This window comes from Pseudomonas sp. NPDC012596 (genome assembly GCF_042902325.1).
Lineage (GTDB): Bacteria > Pseudomonadota > Gammaproteobacteria > Pseudomonadales > Pseudomonadaceae > Aquipseudomonas.
This window is the reverse complement of sequence record NZ_JBIBEB010000002.1, coordinates 328,513-344,853: the sequence shown is the minus strand read 5'-3', so window position 1 is coordinate 344,853 and position 16,341 is coordinate 328,513. Positions and strand designations below refer to the sequence as shown.

The window sequence follows — 16,341 nt, the reverse complement described above, 5'->3', positions numbered from 1 at the left end:
CAAATCCGTTGCAGCTTCCAAGGCAAGTCCTCCCACAACCATAGCGCCACGCGCCTTTGTTGGGCACAAAAAAAACCCGCCTAGGCGGGTTTTTTTATGAAGCGCGTCACATCAAGCGAGTTCAGCGAAGCACTCTTCGATGATGGCCAGCCCTTTGTCCAGCAGTGCGTCTTCGGCGGTCAGCGGAACCAGGATACGCAGAACGTTGCCGTAGGTGCCGCAGGACAGCAGGATCAGACCCTTGTCGCGCGCCTTCGCTACCACTTGGGCAACGGCGGCTGCGTTCGGGGTGTGGGTGCCTTTTTCGAAGACTTCCACAGCGATCATCGAGCCCATACCACGGACGTCACCGATGATCGGGTGCTTTTCCTGGATCTGGCGCAGGCCAGCGGTCAGGCGCTCACCGACAGCCTTGCTGCGGTCCAGCAGCTTCTCTTCCTCGAACACCTGAATAACGGCCAGTGCTGCGGCGCAGGCGATCGGCGAACCGGCGTAGGTGCCGCCCAGGCCGCCAGGAGCGATGGCGTCCATGTACTCGGTCTTGCCGCAAACACCGGCCAGCGGGAAGCCGCCAGCGATGGATTTGGCGAAGGTGGTCAGGTCAGGCGCGACGCCCATCTGTTCCATGGCGAAGAAGGTACCGGTACGGCCAGCGCCCGTTTGTACTTCGTCGGCGATCAGCAGGATGCCGTGCTTGTCGCACAGCTCGCGCAGGCGCTTCATCAGCTCTTTCGGCGCGGGCAGGAAGCCGCCTTCGCCTTGTACTGGCTCGAGGATGATGGCAGCGATGTCACGCGGCTCGGCGTCGTTCTTGAAGATGCGCTCGATGGAAGCGATGGCATCGTCAACGCTCACACCGTGCAGTTCGCTCGGGAACAGGGCGCGGAAGATGCCGCCTGGCATCAGGCCCATGCCAGCGGAGTACGGCACGACCTTGCCGGTCAGGCCCAGGGTCATCATGGTACGGCCGTGGTAGCCGCCGGTGAAGGCGATCACGCCGGCACGGCCAGTGGCGGCACGGGCGATCTTGATGGCGTTCTCAACGGCTTCGGAGCCGGAGGTGACGAGCAGGGTCTTCTTGTCGAAGTCGCCTGGGACCAGCTTGTTGATCTTTTCGCACAGCTCTACGTAGGGTTCGTAGGCCAGCACTTGGAAGCAGGTGTGGCTGACTTTGGTCAGCTGCTCTTGAACGGCGGCAACCACTTTCGGGTGCAGGTGGCCGGTGTTCAGTACTGCGATGCCGCCAGCGAAGTCGATCAGTTCGCGGCCTTCAACGTCGATCACGGTCGAGTTCTTCGCGCTTTCAACGAAGATCGGGTGGATCTGGCCAACGCCACGTGGGACGGCGGCGATACGACGTTGCATCAAGGATTCGTTGGTCTTGCTCATAATGCCCTCATTTGCGCCGATCAGCGGCGCTTTTATTCGGGGGTGGCTGGGAGTGCTCGCGAACAGTATTCGTTGATCGACTGCCGTGAACGCCCTGGCCACCAGGTGCTGCAATGTCAAAAAAGGCCAGCGAGACGTCGCTCTCGCGCCCCGCTGGCAGAGGTAAAACCTTTAGCGCATCAAACGCTGATGCACAGGTACTTGATCTCGAGGTAGTCCTCGATACCGTACTTGGAACCTTCACGGCCCAGGCCCGAAGCCTTGATGCCGCCGAACGGCGCGACTTCGTTGGAGATCAGGCCGGTGTTGATGCCGACCATGCCGTATTCCAGGGCCTCGGCAACACGGAACACACGGCTCATGTCACGGGCGTAGAAGTACGAGGCCAGGCCGAACTCGGTGTCGTTGGACATGGCGATGACTTCGGCTTCGTCTTTGAAGCGGAACAGCGGCGCCAGTGGGCCGAAGGTCTCTTCCTTGGCGACGGCAGCGCTCTTCGGCACGTCGACCAGGATGGTCGGCTCGAAGAAGTTGCCTTCGATCAGCTTGCCACCGGACAGCACCTTGGCGCCTTTGGAGACGGCGTCTTCGATGTGTTCCTGAACCTTGGCGACAGCCTTACCGTCGATCAGCGGGCCAGTGGTGGTGCCGTCTTCCAGGCCGTTACCGATCTTCAGCTTGGCCACAGCGGCTTTGAGCTTCTCGGCGAACGCGTCGTAAACGCCGTCCTGTACATAGATACGGTTGGCGCAAACACAGGTCTGGCCGTTGTTGCGGTACTTGGAGATGATCGCGCCTTCAACCGCCTTGTCCAGGTCGGCATCGTCGAACACGATGAACGGGGCGTTGCCACCCAGCTCCAGGGAAACCTTCTTGATGTCCTTGGCGCATTCCTGCATCAGCTGGCGACCGATTTCGGTCGAGCCCGTGAACGACAGCTTGCGTACCAGGGAGTTGCCGGTCAGCTCGCCGCCAACTTCGCCAGCGCTGCCGGTCACCACGCTCAGCACGCCAGCCGGGATGCCGGCACGGGTAGCCAGCTCGACCAGAGCCAGGGCGGAGTACGGGGTTTGCGAAGCGGGCTTGAGCACCATGGTGCAACCAGCGGCCAGGGCCGGGCCGGCTTTACGGGTGATCATCGCGGCCGGGAAGTTCCACGGGGTGATGGCCGCGGTAACGCCGATCGGCTGCTTGATGACGATCAGGCGCTTGTCAGGCTGATGGCCTGGGATGGTGTCGCCGTAAACGCGCTTGGCTTCTTCAGCGAACCACTCGATGAACGAGGCAGCGTAGGCGATTTCGCCCTTGGCTTCAGCCAGTGGCTTGCCTTGCTCGGTGGTCATCAGGCGAGCCAGGTCGTCCTGGTTTTCGATCATCAGTTCGAACCAGCGACGCAGCTTGGTCGAACGCTCTTTGGCGGTCAGTGCACGCCAGGCCGGCAGGGCCTTGTCGGCAGCTTCGATGGCGCGGCGGGTTTCCGCGGTGCCCATCTTTGGCACGGTACCGATGACTTCACCTGTGGCCGGGTTGGTCACATTGATGGTCTGGCCGCTGTCCGCATCCAGCCATTCACCGTTGATGAAGGCTTGCTGGCGGAACAACTGAGCGTCTTTGAGCTGCATGTCGGCTTCCCGAATTGTTGATTGTTGAAAAGCGCCCAAGGCAGGGCATCGAGCGTTTGAAATCTCAAACGAATGCTAAGCGGCTGCTGGGGTATAGGACAATAGGCTGTTCGAAAAAAAGAACGAATGGTTGAACAGCCTATCCGGAATTGCGGTGCTCAGGCCGGTATAGGGTAGACGAACGGGGTGAGAGAAATGTGAAGGGGGACCGTCGGTGGGGCTTTTATGGGTTTGACGTGCGAGGTGCAGGGTGGCGTAAATCGAGCGCCGCCCGCGCGGCGGTCGATTTACGCCCCACCTCAAACCTCAAGGCGTACACCCCGATCAACCCAAATTCAGAACGCGGCGCCCAGATCAATGACCAAAGCCCGGTAGCCGACACTGCCCGGCTGACGGCTATGCACCTTCAGCTCCACCAGTACCTCCTGGCTACCCCGGCGCACTTCATTGAGCACCGTGGTGGTGAGTTTCTCGGGGGTCAGGAAATTCACCGAGGCCGAATAGATGAACTGGGTGTCGGTCTCGGGCCGGTAAGCCACCACCGACGTCACCGGGCTGTACCACTCGTCGCCGCGCTCCTTGCCGTACTCCCAGACCTGCTCGACCGTACCTTTGGCCTCGTCAATCTTGTACTCCACTGCACGGCTGTAGTTGCCGGTCAGCTTGGTAGGAGCAAAGTCACGCCCCCAGCCATTGTCGAACACGGTCAGCGTCCCTTTGCCGGTCAGCCAGGCGGTGTGCTGGGTCCAGGACCAGTCGAAGCCTTCACCCGCAACCGGCTGGAGCACCTTGCCCTGCAGGCGCTGCGGCCAGCCCTGTGGGGAGGCCAGTATCCACTTCACGGTTTTGTCCCGACCGATCTTCACGACGCCCTGGTGACGGGCTGAAACGATAATGCTGTCGTCATCGGCATCGTAGTCGATGGCATTGACGTGCGCCCAATTACGCCCGGTGCCAACGCCCGGGGTGTCCCCGAACGGCAGGTTACCTTCGGCCAGCTCATTGGCCAGGCGGTCCTCCTGCTTCTGTACACCGTCCGGCAATTGAACGGCCGCCTTGCCCAGGGTTTCGAGCAGGTCCCCGCGATACGGGTCGAGGATCTGGTTCAGGTCCCAGAAGTCCAGCACGTCACCGGCTTCATTGACCTCGATGATGTGGTCGCGAATCGAGCGCACGCGTTTGCCATCGGGGCGGCGGTAGTCGCTGGTGCCGACGCGCAGCAGGTAGGTGCCGTTGGCCGTCTCGCGGATTTCGTGGGAGAAGTCGGCGAACTTGTCGGGCAGGCTGCGCTGCCAGATCCGCCGGCCCAGCAGGTCGTACTTGGAGTAGGTCTGGCCCTGGCCCCAGATCAGCTTGCCGTCGCGGGTCTGCTGGAAGCCCATGGTGCCACCCAGGCCGTCACGGCGGTTGGAATCGTGGATCTGCTCGATGTCCAGGTACCAGCGCACGTCGCCGTTGGTGTCGGCAATCCAGTTGTTGCCAACCTGGTCCCATTCGGCGGCACCGCCCAGGCCATTCCACTTGAAGGCACGGGCACCCGGAATATCGCCTTGCAGGTGGTTGAACAGATATAAACGGTTTTCGAAGCCCGACGCCACCTTGATCGGCTGCACTTGCGGCAGCGCGGCGGTCTGCTTGGCCACCACCGGCAGGCGCACGGCCGGGGCGTAGATTTGGTAGCGCTCACGGATGCGCTCGCCGTCCAGCTTGTAGGTGACTTCCACCTGGTTGACGTGATCCGGATACAGCCCGAATACCGGAATCCCGCCGTAGGTCCACAGCGAACGGTCGGAAACGTCGTAGGCGATATCCACCCCGCGCTCGCCACGCCCCAGCACTCGCACATGGGCGGCGCTCAAGGTGCGCCCACCATCGCGAATAATCGCGGTCAGCGGCGCCAGGCGATAAGGGTTGACCACTACATCACCGAGCAGCGCTTCATCACGCTCGGGGACCTTGGCCGTCAGGCAAGCGCCTTCAGGCAGTGCGGGGGTTTCGGTCTTGGCATTCATGGCAAAGCTCCTTGTGCTCAGAAGTCATAACGGGCGGTGGCGCCGAAGGTGCGCGGGGTGCCGAGTACGCCGGCATAGCCACCGTTGGCGGAATTCCACAGGCTGGTGAAATAGGTCTTGTCGCCGGCGTTCTTCACCCACAGCGACAGGTCGAGCACGCCGTCGCCCTGGTCCAGGCGCACGCCGGTGGACAGGTTGACCAGCGCGTAGCTGGGGATCTGGCCGAAGTCGGAATCGTCGATGGTGCCGACCGCCTTGGAGCGGAAGGCATAGCTGGCGGTGACGTAAGGCTCGACGTGCTCGGTCAGCTGCCACTTGTACTGGCCGTTGAGGTTGGCGATGTACTTGGAGGCGCCGACCACCTGGTGGCCGGACAAATCGCAGGTGGCGGTGGCATTGGCCAGGCTAACCTCGGGCGGGCACGGCGCGTCGTCGTACTCGGTGTAGCGCACGTCGTTCCACGAACCGTTGAAGTTGACTGTGAGGCCGCGGATCGGCAGCGCCGTGGCCTCGAACTCCAGGCCCCGCGAGCGCACGCGGCCAGCGTTGGCCAGGTACTGCACGCGGTTGACCTGGTCGTAGACGTTGGCCTGATAGCCATGTACCTCGGCCCAGAACAGGTTGGCGTTGAGCTGCAGGCGGTCGTCGAACAGGGTGCTCTTGAGGCCCACTTCGGCGTTGTTGACCCGCTCGGTGCCAACCAGCAGCGAGTCGGTGCCCAGCCGTGGCGCCGCGCCGACCGTGAGGTTGATGCCGCCGGATTTTTCGCCGTGGGTCAGGGTGGCATAGCCCAGCAACTGCTCGTTGAAGCGGTAGCTCAGGCCAAGCAGGCCGGAGGGGCTGAAGCTGTACTGGTTGAGGTCGCCCGAATCGTAGGCGCCCACCCTGCCCTGGCGTGCGGCGGCAGCGGCGCCGGTCACTGCTGAACCGCCCGATGGCGCATCGCGGGTCACCCAGGCGCTCTTTTCTTCATAAGTGCCGCGGACACCGGCAGTGAAGTCGAGGCGATCGGTGAGGTGCCAGGTGCCTTGGGCAAACAGCGCATAGCTGTCGGTATCGATGTGCCCGTCACCGATGGTATTGACGTTGTTCAGGGCGCCAGCCGGGGTGAGGTTCCAGACGTCTGCCTGGGGGCCGTAATAGGTGAAGGATTTGTTGTCCAGGTCTTGCTTGAAGTAATAGGCACCCAGCACGTAGTCGAACGCGCCCCCGGTGGGCGAGGCCAGGCGGATCTCCTGGGAATATTGCTTGTCGCGCACCGAGACCCCGGCGCTGTAGAACACCGGCACATCCAGGCCATCGTCGTTGCGCGGGGTGAAGTCCCACCAGCGGTAGGCGGTGATCGAGGTCAGGGTGAAATCGTTGGGCAGGGTCCAGTTGGCCTCCACCGATGTACCGCCCTGGAACACCGTCACCTGCTGGTCGGCGTCGAAGTTGACTTTGCGGTCCTTGCCCGACACCAGCGTGGCACCGGCCTGGGCGGCCAGGCTTTCGTAACGGTTAACGCCATTGATGGTCGGCCCGGTGCTGTACAGGCTGAGGATGCCGTTGTTGGAGTCCTCTTCGTTGTACTCGCCGATCCAGCGCAGGTTGAAAGTTTCGCTGGGCTGGAACAATAACTGGGTGCGAAAACCCTGGCGCTTGCCGCCGTTCAGGTCATCGCCGTTGTGGATGTTCTTCACATATCCATCGTCCTCGGTGCGGTAGGCGCTGATGCGCCCGGCCAGGGTCTCGCTGATCGGCCCGGAGAAACTGCCTTGGGTCTGCAGGTAGCCATCCTCACCGATGGACTGCTGGATGCTGCCTTCGCGGTGGAAGGTCGGCTTGCGCGAGGTAATGTTCAGCACCCCGGCCGTGGTGTTCTTGCCGAACAGCGTACCTTGCGGACCGCGCAGCACTTCCAGCTGCTCGACATCGAGCAGGTCGAACACCGCCATGCCCGGCCGGCCGAGGTAGACGTTGTCCAGGTAGATGCCGACGCTGCCCTCCAGGCCATCGCTGGCCGGGTTGTTGCCCAAGCCGCGGATCGAGATGCTCGACTGGCGGGCATGCACGTAGGCCACATTGGTACTGGGCACCAGCTGTTGCAGGTCTTGCACGCGGTAGATGCGCTGGGTTTCCAGGGTTTCACTGTTCAGCACGCTGATCGGCGTGGGCACGCTCTGCGCGGTTTCTTCACGGCGGCGGGCATTGACGGTAACGGTGCCGAGCTTGGCGTCCTGCTCCACGGCAGGGGTTGTGCTGGCCGGCTCCTCGGCAAAGCTGCCACTGGAAGCTGCCAGCAGTACGCCAGCGGCTATAGGTTGCAAGGTAAAACGCGACGCGCGCGCAGGCCAACGGGAAAGTCGGGACATGCAAATGCTCCTTGAGGCATTGGCCCTGGCGAGCATTTCCGTTGACGGAACCGAATCGCAGCGAGGTGGGCTTATATTCTTTTAAGAGATATAAATATGTTCAATTCATATTTTGTGGAATAAGTAACACCCTTTATAAGGGGGCTCACCCTCTTCATCAATTGCATTCCACCGAAAGTTTCCATGTAAAAAATGCATATCGACCTCCGCCAGCTCCGCCACTTCATTGCCCTTGTCGAGCACCGCAGTTTTGTCGCTGCGGCGGCGGCGGTGAACCTGTCGCAATCGGCCTTCAGCCGCAGCATCCAGACCTTGGAGCACAACATCGGCTGCCGCCTGGTCGACCGCGCCAGCAGGGAGCTCGCGCCCACCCGCCAGGGGCTGCTGGTGCTGGAGCATTCGCGTCGGCTGGTGCATGGCGCGCATAACCTGGTGAACGAGATCCACCAGTTCAACGGCGCTACCACCGGGGTGGTGCGCTTCGGCTCCGGCCCAGCGCCCGCTGGCGGGCTGGTGCCGCGGGCGGTGGCGCGTTTCGTCGCAGAATACCCGGCGGCGCGCACGTGTTTTCAGGTGGATAACTGGCAGGCGCTGAACCGCAAACTGATTGCCGAGGAGATCGAATTCTTCGTGGCCGATACCCGCCAGTTCGAATCCGACCCGGATTACCGCGTGCACAAGCTGGCGCCACAACGCTGGCATTTCTGCTGCCGCGCGGGGCACCCGCTGACCGAACTGGCCCAAGTGAATGCACGGGATGTATTTGACTACCCGCTGGCGACCACCTTCCGCCCGCCAAACATCCGCAAGATCCTCAGCGACCTCAGCGGCCGGCAGGACTTCTTGCCGACGGTGGAATGCGAGCACGGCTACGCGCTGCTCAACGTGGTGATGCACTCGGACACCATCGGCATCGCCTGCAGCGCCAATTTGCGGCCGTATCAGTCAGGCCTGGTGGCGCTGCAACTGGCGGATCTGGCGCCGGAGCAGGAAGAGTCGTTCTATACCCGCTATGGGGTGGTGAGCCGGGTGGGGTATGGCTTGTCGCCGTTGGCGCAGGGAATGGTCAGGCAGTTGATTGCCTGTGATGCCGATAGCTGAATGTGGGAGCGGGCTTGCCCCGCGAACACCGGCGAAGTCGGTGCCATACACTGCGGTGTATTCTTCGCGGGGCAAGCCCGCTCCCACAGGTTGAGGTCCCAGAGGTAATCTTTTGGGGCTTAGCCCTTGCGGGTCGTCCGGCTCAGTTGGCCATCCACACCCACCGGCACCTCACCCGCCAAGGTAACCCGGCGCACGATGCGCGGTTGGGTGCCGTAGTCATCCACCGCATAATGCTGCGTCGCACGGTTATCCCAGATCACCACATCACCCGCCTCCCAGCGCCAGCGCACGGTGTTCTCCAGCCGCGTCACGTGCCCTTGCAGCACCGCGAACAGGTGCTGCGAGTCGGCCAGTGAATAGCCCTTGATGCGTTTGACGAAATGCCCCAGCTGCAACGCCCGCTCACCGCTGACTGGGTGCACCCGCACCACCGGGTGCTCTGTCTCGTACACCGTCGACGTGAACACCTTGCGGTGACGCTCAAGCTTCGCCGGGTCGACATCCGGCTTGATGCTGGCGTAGTCGTATTCGTTGCTGTGCACTGCCCACAGCTTGTCGGCCAGTTCGCGCAGGGGCTCGGGCAACTCCTGATAAGCCGCAGCCGTGTTGGCCCACACGGTATCGCCACCGGAAGCCGGGGCAACCACGCTGCGCAGGATCGAGGCCTTGGGGTAGGCGTCGACGAAGGTCACGTCGGTGTGCCAGGAGTTGGCCCGCTGGCCTTCAGCACCATCGAGCTGCAGCAGATAACTGCTGCCATCAACCACCGGCACGGTCGGATGAGCGACCGGCTCGCCGAGCAGCTTGGCGAAGCCTTCCTGGCTTTGATCATCCAGGTGGCCCTGGCCGCGGAAGAAGATCACTTTGTGCTGCACCAGGGCAGCCTGGATCGCGTCGATTGTGGCGGCATCAAGGTCGGCGGACAGTTTCACCCCGCGGATTTCTGCGCCAATGCGGCCGGCGACGGGGTGGATATCGAGTTCGAGGGTTTGCGGCGCGGCGGCCAGTGCGGCATTGCTCATGGTCGTGGTCCTTGCGGTGATTGTCGGGGGTTGAGGTTCAACGGGCGGCTTGTACGGCTTGTTCCTGCTTCAAGGCGGCATCCAGGAAGCGCGGCTCGATCCAGTCGGCAACTTTGAAGTCCCGGCGGATCAGGCGCTCTTTGGCGGCCAGGTCGACGCCTTGCTGCAACTGGGCGACAAAGTCGGCGTCCAGGCGCGGGTCGAAGTAATGGGCGAGGTCTTCCTTGGCCAGGTCGTCGCTGAGAATGCTGCGCGGCCAGTTGGCGTTGTTCGCGACCAGGTCGAGGTAGGCATCGCGGTTGTGCTCATCGCGCAGCCAATGGGTGGCCTGCTGCTGCGCATTGACCACGCGCTGGACCAGCTCGGGGTATTTGCGAATGAAATCCCCAGTGCCCAGCAACACTGCCTGGGTGCTGCCTGCGCCTTCCAGGTCGCGTGAGTTGACCGGCAATTCGACCAGGCCGCGCTCGCGCAGCGAGAGCAGGCTGGACAGCCCCCAGGTGGCGTCGATCTGCTTGGCGGCCAGTGCCGCGTTGGCCGCGTTGAAATCCAGGTTGATCACCTTCAGGTCGCGCTCGGACAACCCTTGGCTCGCCAACGCGCTGGCAAACGACAGCTGGTTGGCGGTACCGCGGAACACCGCCACGCGCTTGCCCTTGAGGTCGTGCAGGGTCTTTATGCCAGAGCCCGGCACCACCCCCAGGTAGCTTTTCACCCCACGCACGCCGGCCGAAAGCACGCGGGTGTCGAGGCCGTTGGCCTTGCCGACGATGGCCGCCAGGTCGCCCAGGTAGGCGAAATCCGCCTGGCCGTTGGCCAACGCTTCGTTGACCACCGGGCCAGCCCCCTTGAAGAACTGCCAGTCGATGCGGATACCGTCTTTGGCGAATTCCTTTTCAAGCAATTGCTGATCGCGCAGCACATCGACCACGCCACCGGCGCTGTGCTTGCTGCCAGCACTCAGGTCAGGCACGGCAATGCGAATGCTCTCGGGCTTTGCCGATTCGGCCGCGTGGGCGCTGAGGGCGAAGAAACCGAACAGCCCGAGGGCGGTAATCAGGTGGCGCAGATGGGTTTTCATGGCAAGGCTCCTTGGCAGGCTGCCACCGGCGATGGCCGGCGCTTTGGCCAGAAGCTAGGCAGGTCTGGTTAGAACCTACAAAGATCAAAACTTCATTTTTTAGTAACCAGAAGGCATAAACCACGCATCACGCGGCCCCCCGGCAAGCTTGCGCAATACGCATCGAAAATATGAGGAAAACGCAACGGCTGGAGGCTTCCGCATGCAAGGCGTGCATGCTCTTATCTCTTGAAAGCCACATATGGGAATTTTTAATTCCATAAGTGCATAACCTTGAAACACTTCGAGAGATGGCCGATGAATGGAATTCTGAGCAAAGGTCGGGGTGGGCTTCTGGGGCCGCTGCGCGGCCCTTTCGCGACGCAAGGCCGCTCCCACATCGGCGAGCGCGCTCTGCCCTGGGTATTGCCCGTGCTGATAGCGCTGCTGTGGGCCGTGGCGAGCCGGCAGCATTGGATGAGCGAGCAGATCCTGCCCGCACCCGCGCGGGTGTGGGACAGCGCTGTGGAGTTCGGCTCCGGCGAGCTTTGGGGGCACTTGTGGATAAGTTTGCAGCGGCTGTGGTGGGGGTTGCTGGCAGGGATTGCCAGCGGTTTGCTGCTGGGGGCCTGGCTGGGTACTTCGCGCAATGCGCAAACGCTGGTTCTGCCAACCTTCGTGGCGCTGGCCCAGATCCCGACCCTGGCGTGGATCCCGCTGTTCATGCTGTTTTTCGGCATCGGTGAACTGCTCAAGCTGGTGGTGCTGGTAAAAGCCGTGGTGGTACCCGTCACCCTGCATACCCTGGTCGGCGTACGCGATGCCCAGCCCAAGCTGCGCGAAGCCGCCGCGGCCTTGCGCCTGCCACGTCACTTGCTGTTCCTGCGCCTGCTGCTGCCGGCCGCCCTGCCCGCCTTTCTCACCGGCGTGCGCCTGGCATTGGCGACTGGCTGGACGTCATTACTGGCGGTCGAACTGCTGGCCTCCAGCGAAGGGATCGGCTACCTGATGGTGTGGGGCCGGCAGCTCTTCATGCTCGACCTCGTGGTGCTGTGCATCCTGATCATCGGCCTGGTCGGCGCGCTGATGGAGCGCGGCTTTTCAGCTCTGGAAAAAAGCCTGCTGTACTGGCCGCAACCGGCCACCGGCGAGCAGCAACGCGGGCCCGTACCCAAGGGCTGGCAAAGCCTGCTGCTGCCGGCAGCACTGCTTGCGCTGTGGCAAGCCAGCAGCAGCCTGGGCTGGGTCGACCAGAACATCCTGACCTCGCCGCTGGGCGTGGTGCACACCCTGTTCGCAGGCCTTACCGATGGCTCACTGCCAGAAGCCATGCTGCTCAGCCTGCAACGCACCCTGACCGGCCTCGTGCTGGGCGGTGGTGCAGGCTTGCTGACTGGCCTGTTGCTGGGCCTGTCACGCAACGCCGAGCGGGTTTTCGGGCCCAGCTTGTCGGCGTTGCGCCAAGTGGCACTGTTCGCCTGGGTGCCGTTGCTGACCGCCTGGTTCGGCCTGGGCGAAGGCGCCAAGAACGTGTTCGTCGGCCTGGCCGCCTTCTTCCCGCTGCTGATCGCCACCCAGCGCGGCATCGCCAGCCTGTCGCCGCAACTGGGAGAGGCCGCCAGCACGCTGCGCCTGAACCTGTGGCAGCGCCTGCGCCTGCTGGTACTGCCCGGCGCGGCCCCGGCCATTTTCGCAGGCCTGCGCCTGTCGTTGATCTACGCCTGGCTAGGCACCATCGGTGCCGAGTACTTCATGCCTTCGGACGGCGGCATCGCCAGCCTGATGATCGGCGCGCAACAGCTTTTCCGCATGGACCAGGTCATGGCCGCCATGCTGCTGATCGGCCTGGTCGGCGCCCTGCTCGGCACCCTTGGACAACGCCTCGAATCGCGCGCCACGCGCTGGAGAACTGCATGAACGCTTTCAACACGTCACACCTGCTGGCGGCCAACCAACCCGACACCACGCCAGCGCTGGTCAGCTTCGAAGCGGTAGGCAAGGTGTTCAGCGTCGATGGCCAGCCCCTCGAAGCGATCCGCAACTTCAACCTGGCCATCAACGAAGGCGAATTCATCGCCATCGTCGGCGCCTCCGGCTGCGGCAAGTCCACCCTGCTGCGCCTGCTGGTGGGGCTGGACACCGACTACAGCGGCAGCATCCGCGTGGATGGCAAGCCGGTCAGCGGCATCGGTGGCGAGCGTGGCATCGTGTTCCAGGAGCACCGCTTGTTTCCATGGCTGACCGTGGAACAGAACATTGCCCTGGGCCTGGTCAACGAGCACCTGACCCAAGGCGAACGTGCCCGCCGGGTGCATGAGTTCGTGCTGCTGGTGGGCCTGGTGGGCTTCGAATCGGCGTACCCGCACCAGCTGTCCGGGGGCATGGCGCAACGTGTGGCGATTGCCCGGGGGCTGGTGGCAAGCCCGCGGATTCTGCTGCTGGACGAGCCATTCGGTGCGCTCGACGCATTGACCCGCCAGCAACTGCAGGATGAGTTGCTGGCCATCCGCGAACGTGCCGGCATCACCACATTGCTGGTGACGCACGATGCCGAGGAAGCGACGTACCTGGCTGATCGAGTGGTGGTGCTGGAGCCGCGCCCAGGCCGGATCAAGTCGGTGGTTGAAATCGACCTGCCGCATCCGCGGTTGCGCACCGGCGTGGCGCTACATGGGTTACGCGAGAAGGTGCTGCACCAGATCACCGGTGACGGCGGGTATCTGCCGGCGCCCGCGCGGCGGGTGGAAGGGTTGCGGCCCGAGCTGATTGCTCTGTGAAACCCACTGGCCCTATCGCCGGCAAGCCGGCTCCCACAGGTAATTCACTGAGCCCTAGAGCGGTGCACTACCTGTGGGAGCCGGCTTGCCGGCGATAGGGCCAGTGGATTCACCCAAGCTCGCGCAAGTACGGCCATGGATAAATCCCCCGCTCATGCCCATCGCTGAACACCAGTTGCACGCCATAACCTTGCGGTTCGACCCGCTCGATGCGCACATCATCGCGCACCACACTGATGCCACCCGACAAGCGCGCCGCGCGGCATTGCGAACAGGGGCAGGCACCGCGCAAGCGGGCATGGCTGATGCTGTGCTCGCCATCCTCCCACTGCAGCACCAGCTGCCCGGGCCCACGCAGGTTGCGGATAGCCGCCGGGGCGTTCATCACGCCGCCCCGCGCAGTTGTGCCAGGGCAATACGCACGGCCTTGCGCACCTCAGGGTCACTATCGGCTTCGGCGGCCTGCAGCACCGGCAAGGCACGCGCCTGGCCCAGCTCACCCAAGGCGAGGGCGGCTTCCTTGCGCAAGTTGGCGATGCCATGGCCGAGCAGCTCGCCAAGTGCATCCAGAGCTGCGGCATAACGCAGTCGGCCCAGCGAACGAGCCGCCCGCAAACGTACCTGCCAGAAGCCATCGCCAAGCGCATCCACCAGCGCCGGGCCCGCCTGCTCCTGGCCCACTTTGCCCAGGGTGGTGGCGGCTTCTTCGCGTACTTGCCATGCCGCATCGTTCAACGCTGCCACCAGCGCCGGCAGCACCGCGCTGTCACGGGCAAGGCCCAGCGCGCCAATGGCCGCGCGACGCACTTCGGTGTCCGGCTCAGCCTCGGCGAGCCTTGCCAGCGCCGGCAACGCGGGCTGGTGCTTGAGCCAGCCAAGAATGCCCACTGCCTCACGTCGCACAGCCGCATCATCATCCGCCAGCGCAAGCAGCGCCGGTGCGGCCGCATCTTCCAGGCGCAACTCGCGCAAGGCCCGCAGGGCACTGGCGCGCACAAAAGCATCGGCGTGCTTCACCCACGGCAGAATCAACTGCCCGGCTTCCAGGCTCTTGAGCTCGCTGAGGCTCTGCGCGGCGGCCAGGCGTACCGGCTCGGCGGCATCGGCCAGGGCGGCGCAAAGGGCCTGCACCACCTCGGGTTGTTCCCAGGCTTCCAGCAGCCGCGCGGCTTCTGTACGAACTTCGTCGGCCGCGTCGACCAGCAGCGCATCGGTCAACCAAGGCAAACCCTGCGGGTCTTCCAGGTCGGCCAGTTCGATCAGGGCGATGCGCCGCACGCCGGCATCATCGGCTTCAAGGCGAGGCAGCAGGGCAAGGATGTCGGGGTTGTCAGTATGTCGTTCGGTCATAGTGCGATCCGTAGCGGAGGGTGGTCAGTTTCCGGCAGTCCTAGCGGCGTCAGGCGCGGCAGTTCGCGGCCGTCTTCGTGGCGCAGCAAGGCCAGGCAGTGACGCTTGAGGTGGGTGAATGCCGGGCTGGTCAGCAAACTGGCGCGGCGCGGGCGCGGGAAGTCCAGGCGCAATTCTTCGATGAAGCGACCCGGGCGCGTGCTCATCACCAGGATGCGGTCGGCCAGAAACAAGGCTTCGTCGATGTCGTGGGTGACGAACACCACGGTGGTGCGGATGCGCGCCCAGATATCAAGCAGCAGCTCCTGCATCCGCGCGCGGGTTTGCGCATCGAGGGCGCCGAAGGGTTCGTCCATGAGCAACAGGCGGGGGCGATTGATCAACACCCGGGCGATCTCGGCACGCTGCTGCATGCCACCGGACAGCTGGCTCGGCCAGCGCGAGGCGAAGTCGGCCAAGCCGACCAACTGCAGCATTTCATGGGCTTGGCGCTGCCGATCGGCCTTGCCCAAGCCTTGCATCTTCAGGCCGAAGGCGACGTTATCGAGCACGCTGCGCCAGGGCAGCAGCGTGTGATGCTGAAACACCATGCCGCGCTGCGGCGAAGGCCCGTCTATCACCTGGTCGTCTACGGTCAGGTGGCCAGTGCTGGGTACCAAGTGCCCGGCCAATGCACCGAGCAAGGTCGATTTGCCGCAGCCGGACGGCCCCAGGATGCACACGAACTCGCCAGGGGCGACGGCAAAGTCCAGGCGCTGTACTGCTTCGAAGGCATCGGCGCCCTGCCCCAGGCGGATCGACAAGCCCCGGCCTTCGATACGCCCGGGCTCTGGCGCCTGTTGATAAGTGCTCATCAGGCAGCCCTCCGCGTGCGATACCAGGGCGTTGCCAATGCGCCGAGCTGCTTGACCAGGGCACTGCTGCCCATGCCCAGCACGCCGATCAGCAACATGCCGACGATGATGTCGGGGTAGTTCTGCAAGGTGTACGACTCCCAGGTGTAATAGCCGATGCCGAACTGCCCGGAGATCATCTCGGCGGTGACCAGGCAGAACCATGAGGTGCCCATGCCGATGGCAAGGCCGGTGACGATGCTCGGCAGAGCACCCGGCAACACCACCTCACGCAGGATCGCCCAACGCCCTGCCCCCAGGCTGCGCGCCGAGGCGATCAGGCGCGGGTCGACGGCCTCGACGCCATGCACGGCGTTGAGCAGGATCGGGAACAGCGCACCGGTGAAGGTGATGAAAACCATCGACAGCTCGGACGACGGGAACATCAGGATCGCCAGCGGTATCCAGGCCACTGCCGGGATCGGCCGCAGCACTTCCAGCGGCGGCAGCAGCGTGTCCTCGGCCCATCTGGAGCGGGCGATCAGTAGCCCAAGGGCCACGCCCAGGAGTGCCGCGATGCCATAGCCGAGAAACACCCGCGCCAGGCTGCTGCTCAGGTGCGCCAGCAAGGCATTGCCGGTAAGCAGTTGCCAGGCTGCATCCAACACCGCGCTGGGCGTGGGTACATAGGTGAAGGAGAACAGCCCGAAATCGAGCCTGGCATTGGCTGCCACCTGCCAGAACAGCAGGCAGGCCAGCAAGGATGCAAGGCGCACGGGCCAACGCTTGAGGTCGCGGGTCATGACGGTGCCTCCCGG

At 63.8% G+C, this 16,341-nt stretch carries 13 protein-coding genes; 3 read left to right on the top strand and 10 right to left on the bottom strand.

Going from position 1 to position 16,341, the window contains the following annotated elements; genetic code table 11:
- Positions 1 to 111: 111 nt before the first annotated feature.
- From gabT to ACFY68_RS04105, 4 genes are all read right to left on the bottom strand, one after another.
- Positions 112 to 1,389, bottom strand: a complete 1,278-nt coding sequence (gabT, locus tag ACFY68_RS04120; protein WP_346612554.1) for a 4-aminobutyrate--2-oxoglutarate transaminase — start codon at positions 1,387 to 1,389, stop codon at positions 112 to 114.
- 179 nt (positions 1,390 to 1,568) lie between these two features.
- Positions 1,569 to 3,011 carry an NADP-dependent succinate-semialdehyde dehydrogenase gene (gene gabD / locus ACFY68_RS04115; RefSeq protein WP_346612555.1) on the bottom strand — a complete coding sequence of 481 codons (1,443 nt, stop codon included), beginning with the start codon at positions 3,009 to 3,011 and terminating at the stop codon, positions 1,569 to 1,571.
- Between the two features lie 335 nt (positions 3,012 to 3,346).
- Complete coding sequence (locus tag ACFY68_RS04110) at positions 3,347 to 5,023, bottom strand: aryl-sulfate sulfotransferase (protein WP_387523533.1); 1,677 nt, start codon at positions 5,021 to 5,023, stop codon at positions 3,347 to 3,349.
- Positions 5,024 to 5,040: 17 nt separating this feature from the next.
- Complete coding sequence (locus ACFY68_RS04105) at positions 5,041 to 7,377, bottom strand: TonB-dependent receptor (protein ID WP_387523530.1); 2,337 nt, start codon at positions 7,375 to 7,377, stop codon at positions 5,041 to 5,043.
- A 192-nt stretch (positions 7,378 to 7,569) separates the two neighbouring features.
- Here ACFY68_RS04105 and ACFY68_RS04100 point away from each other — a divergent pair, with 192 nt between their 5' ends.
- Positions 7,570 to 8,478: a LysR family transcriptional regulator gene (locus ACFY68_RS04100; RefSeq protein ID WP_387523527.1), complete on the top strand. Its 909-nt coding sequence runs from the start codon at positions 7,570 to 7,572 to the stop codon at positions 8,476 to 8,478.
- Between the two features lie 119 nt (positions 8,479 to 8,597).
- Here ACFY68_RS04100 and ACFY68_RS04095 read toward each other — a convergent pair whose 3' ends face one another.
- Positions 8,598 to 9,503, bottom strand: coding sequence for a TauD/TfdA dioxygenase family protein (locus ACFY68_RS04095; RefSeq protein WP_387523524.1), 906 nt, complete (start codon positions 9,501 to 9,503; stop codon positions 8,598 to 8,600).
- A 37-nt stretch (positions 9,504 to 9,540) separates the two neighbouring features.
- On the bottom strand, positions 9,541 to 10,584 hold the full coding sequence (locus ACFY68_RS04090) for an ABC transporter substrate-binding protein (protein WP_387523521.1): 1,044 nt from the start codon (positions 10,582 to 10,584) through the stop codon (positions 9,541 to 9,543).
- A gap of 297 nt (positions 10,585 to 10,881) precedes the next feature.
- On the opposite strand from ACFY68_RS04090, the gene ACFY68_RS04085 reads away from it, so the two are divergent.
- Both ACFY68_RS04085 and ACFY68_RS04080 read left to right on the top strand, forming a co-directional pair.
- The gene (locus ACFY68_RS04085) at positions 10,882 to 12,480 is read left to right on the top strand and encodes an ABC transporter permease (RefSeq protein ID WP_387523518.1); all 1,599 of its coding nucleotides are present in this window, start codon (positions 10,882 to 10,884) and stop codon (positions 12,478 to 12,480) included.
- A complete protein-coding gene (locus ACFY68_RS04080) occupies positions 12,477 to 13,340 on the top strand; it encodes an ABC transporter ATP-binding protein (protein WP_387523515.1) in 864 nt (287 codons plus the stop codon). The genes ACFY68_RS04085 and ACFY68_RS04080 overlap by 4 nt, the downstream gene beginning before the upstream one ends.
- Positions 13,341 to 13,449: 109 nt before the next feature.
- On the opposite strand, the gene ACFY68_RS04075 is transcribed toward ACFY68_RS04080, so the two are convergent.
- From ACFY68_RS04075 to ACFY68_RS04060, 4 genes are read right to left on the bottom strand one after another with little or no spacing between them, the layout of a single operon-like run.
- Positions 13,450 to 13,725: a DUF971 domain-containing protein gene (locus tag ACFY68_RS04075; protein ID WP_387523512.1), complete on the bottom strand. Its 276-nt coding sequence runs from the start codon at positions 13,723 to 13,725 to the stop codon at positions 13,450 to 13,452.
- Entirely contained in the window at positions 13,725 to 14,690 is a 966-nt protein-coding gene (locus ACFY68_RS04070) for a HEAT repeat domain-containing protein (RefSeq protein ID WP_346612564.1), read from the bottom strand. The genes ACFY68_RS04075 and ACFY68_RS04070 overlap by 1 nt, the downstream gene beginning before the upstream one ends.
- The gene (locus ACFY68_RS04065) at positions 14,687 to 15,544 is read right to left on the bottom strand and encodes an ABC transporter ATP-binding protein (RefSeq protein WP_387523509.1); all 858 of its coding nucleotides are present in this window, start codon (positions 15,542 to 15,544) and stop codon (positions 14,687 to 14,689) included. The genes ACFY68_RS04070 and ACFY68_RS04065 overlap by 4 nt, the downstream gene beginning before the upstream one ends.
- Positions 15,544 to 16,326 carry an ABC transporter permease gene (locus ACFY68_RS04060; RefSeq protein WP_387523506.1) on the bottom strand — a complete coding sequence of 261 codons (783 nt, stop codon included), beginning with the start codon at positions 16,324 to 16,326 and terminating at the stop codon, positions 15,544 to 15,546. The genes ACFY68_RS04065 and ACFY68_RS04060 overlap by 1 nt, the downstream gene beginning before the upstream one ends.
- Between the last annotated feature and the right edge of the window lie 15 nt (positions 16,327 to 16,341).

Bases quoted from the DNA above. Each gene is read 5' to 3' on its own strand.
- gabT (WP_346612554.1), bottom strand. From the start codon at position 1,389: ATGAGCAAGACCAACGAATCCTTGATGCAACGTCGTATCGCCGCCGTC.
- gabD (WP_346612555.1), bottom strand. From the start codon at position 3,011: ATGCAGCTCAAAGACGCTCAGTTGTTCCGCCAGCAAGCCTTCATCAAC.
- ACFY68_RS04110 (WP_387523533.1), bottom strand. From the start codon at position 5,023: ATGAATGCCAAGACCGAAACCCCCGCACTGCCTGAAGGCGCTTGCCTG.
- ACFY68_RS04105 (WP_387523530.1), bottom strand. From the start codon at position 7,377: ATGTCCCGACTTTCCCGTTGGCCTGCGCGCGCGTCGCGTTTTACCTTG.
- ACFY68_RS04100 (WP_387523527.1), top strand. From the start codon at position 7,570: ATGCATATCGACCTCCGCCAGCTCCGCCACTTCATTGCCCTTGTCGAG.
- ACFY68_RS04095 (WP_387523524.1), bottom strand. From the start codon at position 9,503: ATGAGCAATGCCGCACTGGCCGCCGCGCCGCAAACCCTCGAACTCGAT.
- ACFY68_RS04090 (WP_387523521.1), bottom strand. From the start codon at position 10,584: ATGAAAACCCATCTGCGCCACCTGATTACCGCCCTCGGGCTGTTCGGT.
- ACFY68_RS04085 (WP_387523518.1), top strand. From the start codon at position 10,882: ATGAATGGAATTCTGAGCAAAGGTCGGGGTGGGCTTCTGGGGCCGCTG.
- ACFY68_RS04080 (WP_387523515.1), top strand. From the start codon at position 12,477: ATGAACGCTTTCAACACGTCACACCTGCTGGCGGCCAACCAACCCGAC.
- ACFY68_RS04075 (WP_387523512.1), bottom strand. From the start codon at position 13,725: ATGAACGCCCCGGCGGCTATCCGCAACCTGCGTGGGCCCGGGCAGCTG.
- ACFY68_RS04070 (WP_346612564.1), bottom strand. From the start codon at position 14,690: ATGACCGAACGACATACTGACAACCCCGACATCCTTGCCCTGCTGCCT.
- ACFY68_RS04065 (WP_387523509.1), bottom strand. From the start codon at position 15,544: ATGAGCACTTATCAACAGGCGCCAGAGCCCGGGCGTATCGAAGGCCGG.
- ACFY68_RS04060 (WP_387523506.1), bottom strand. From the start codon at position 16,326: ATGACCCGCGACCTCAAGCGTTGGCCCGTGCGCCTTGCATCCTTGCTG.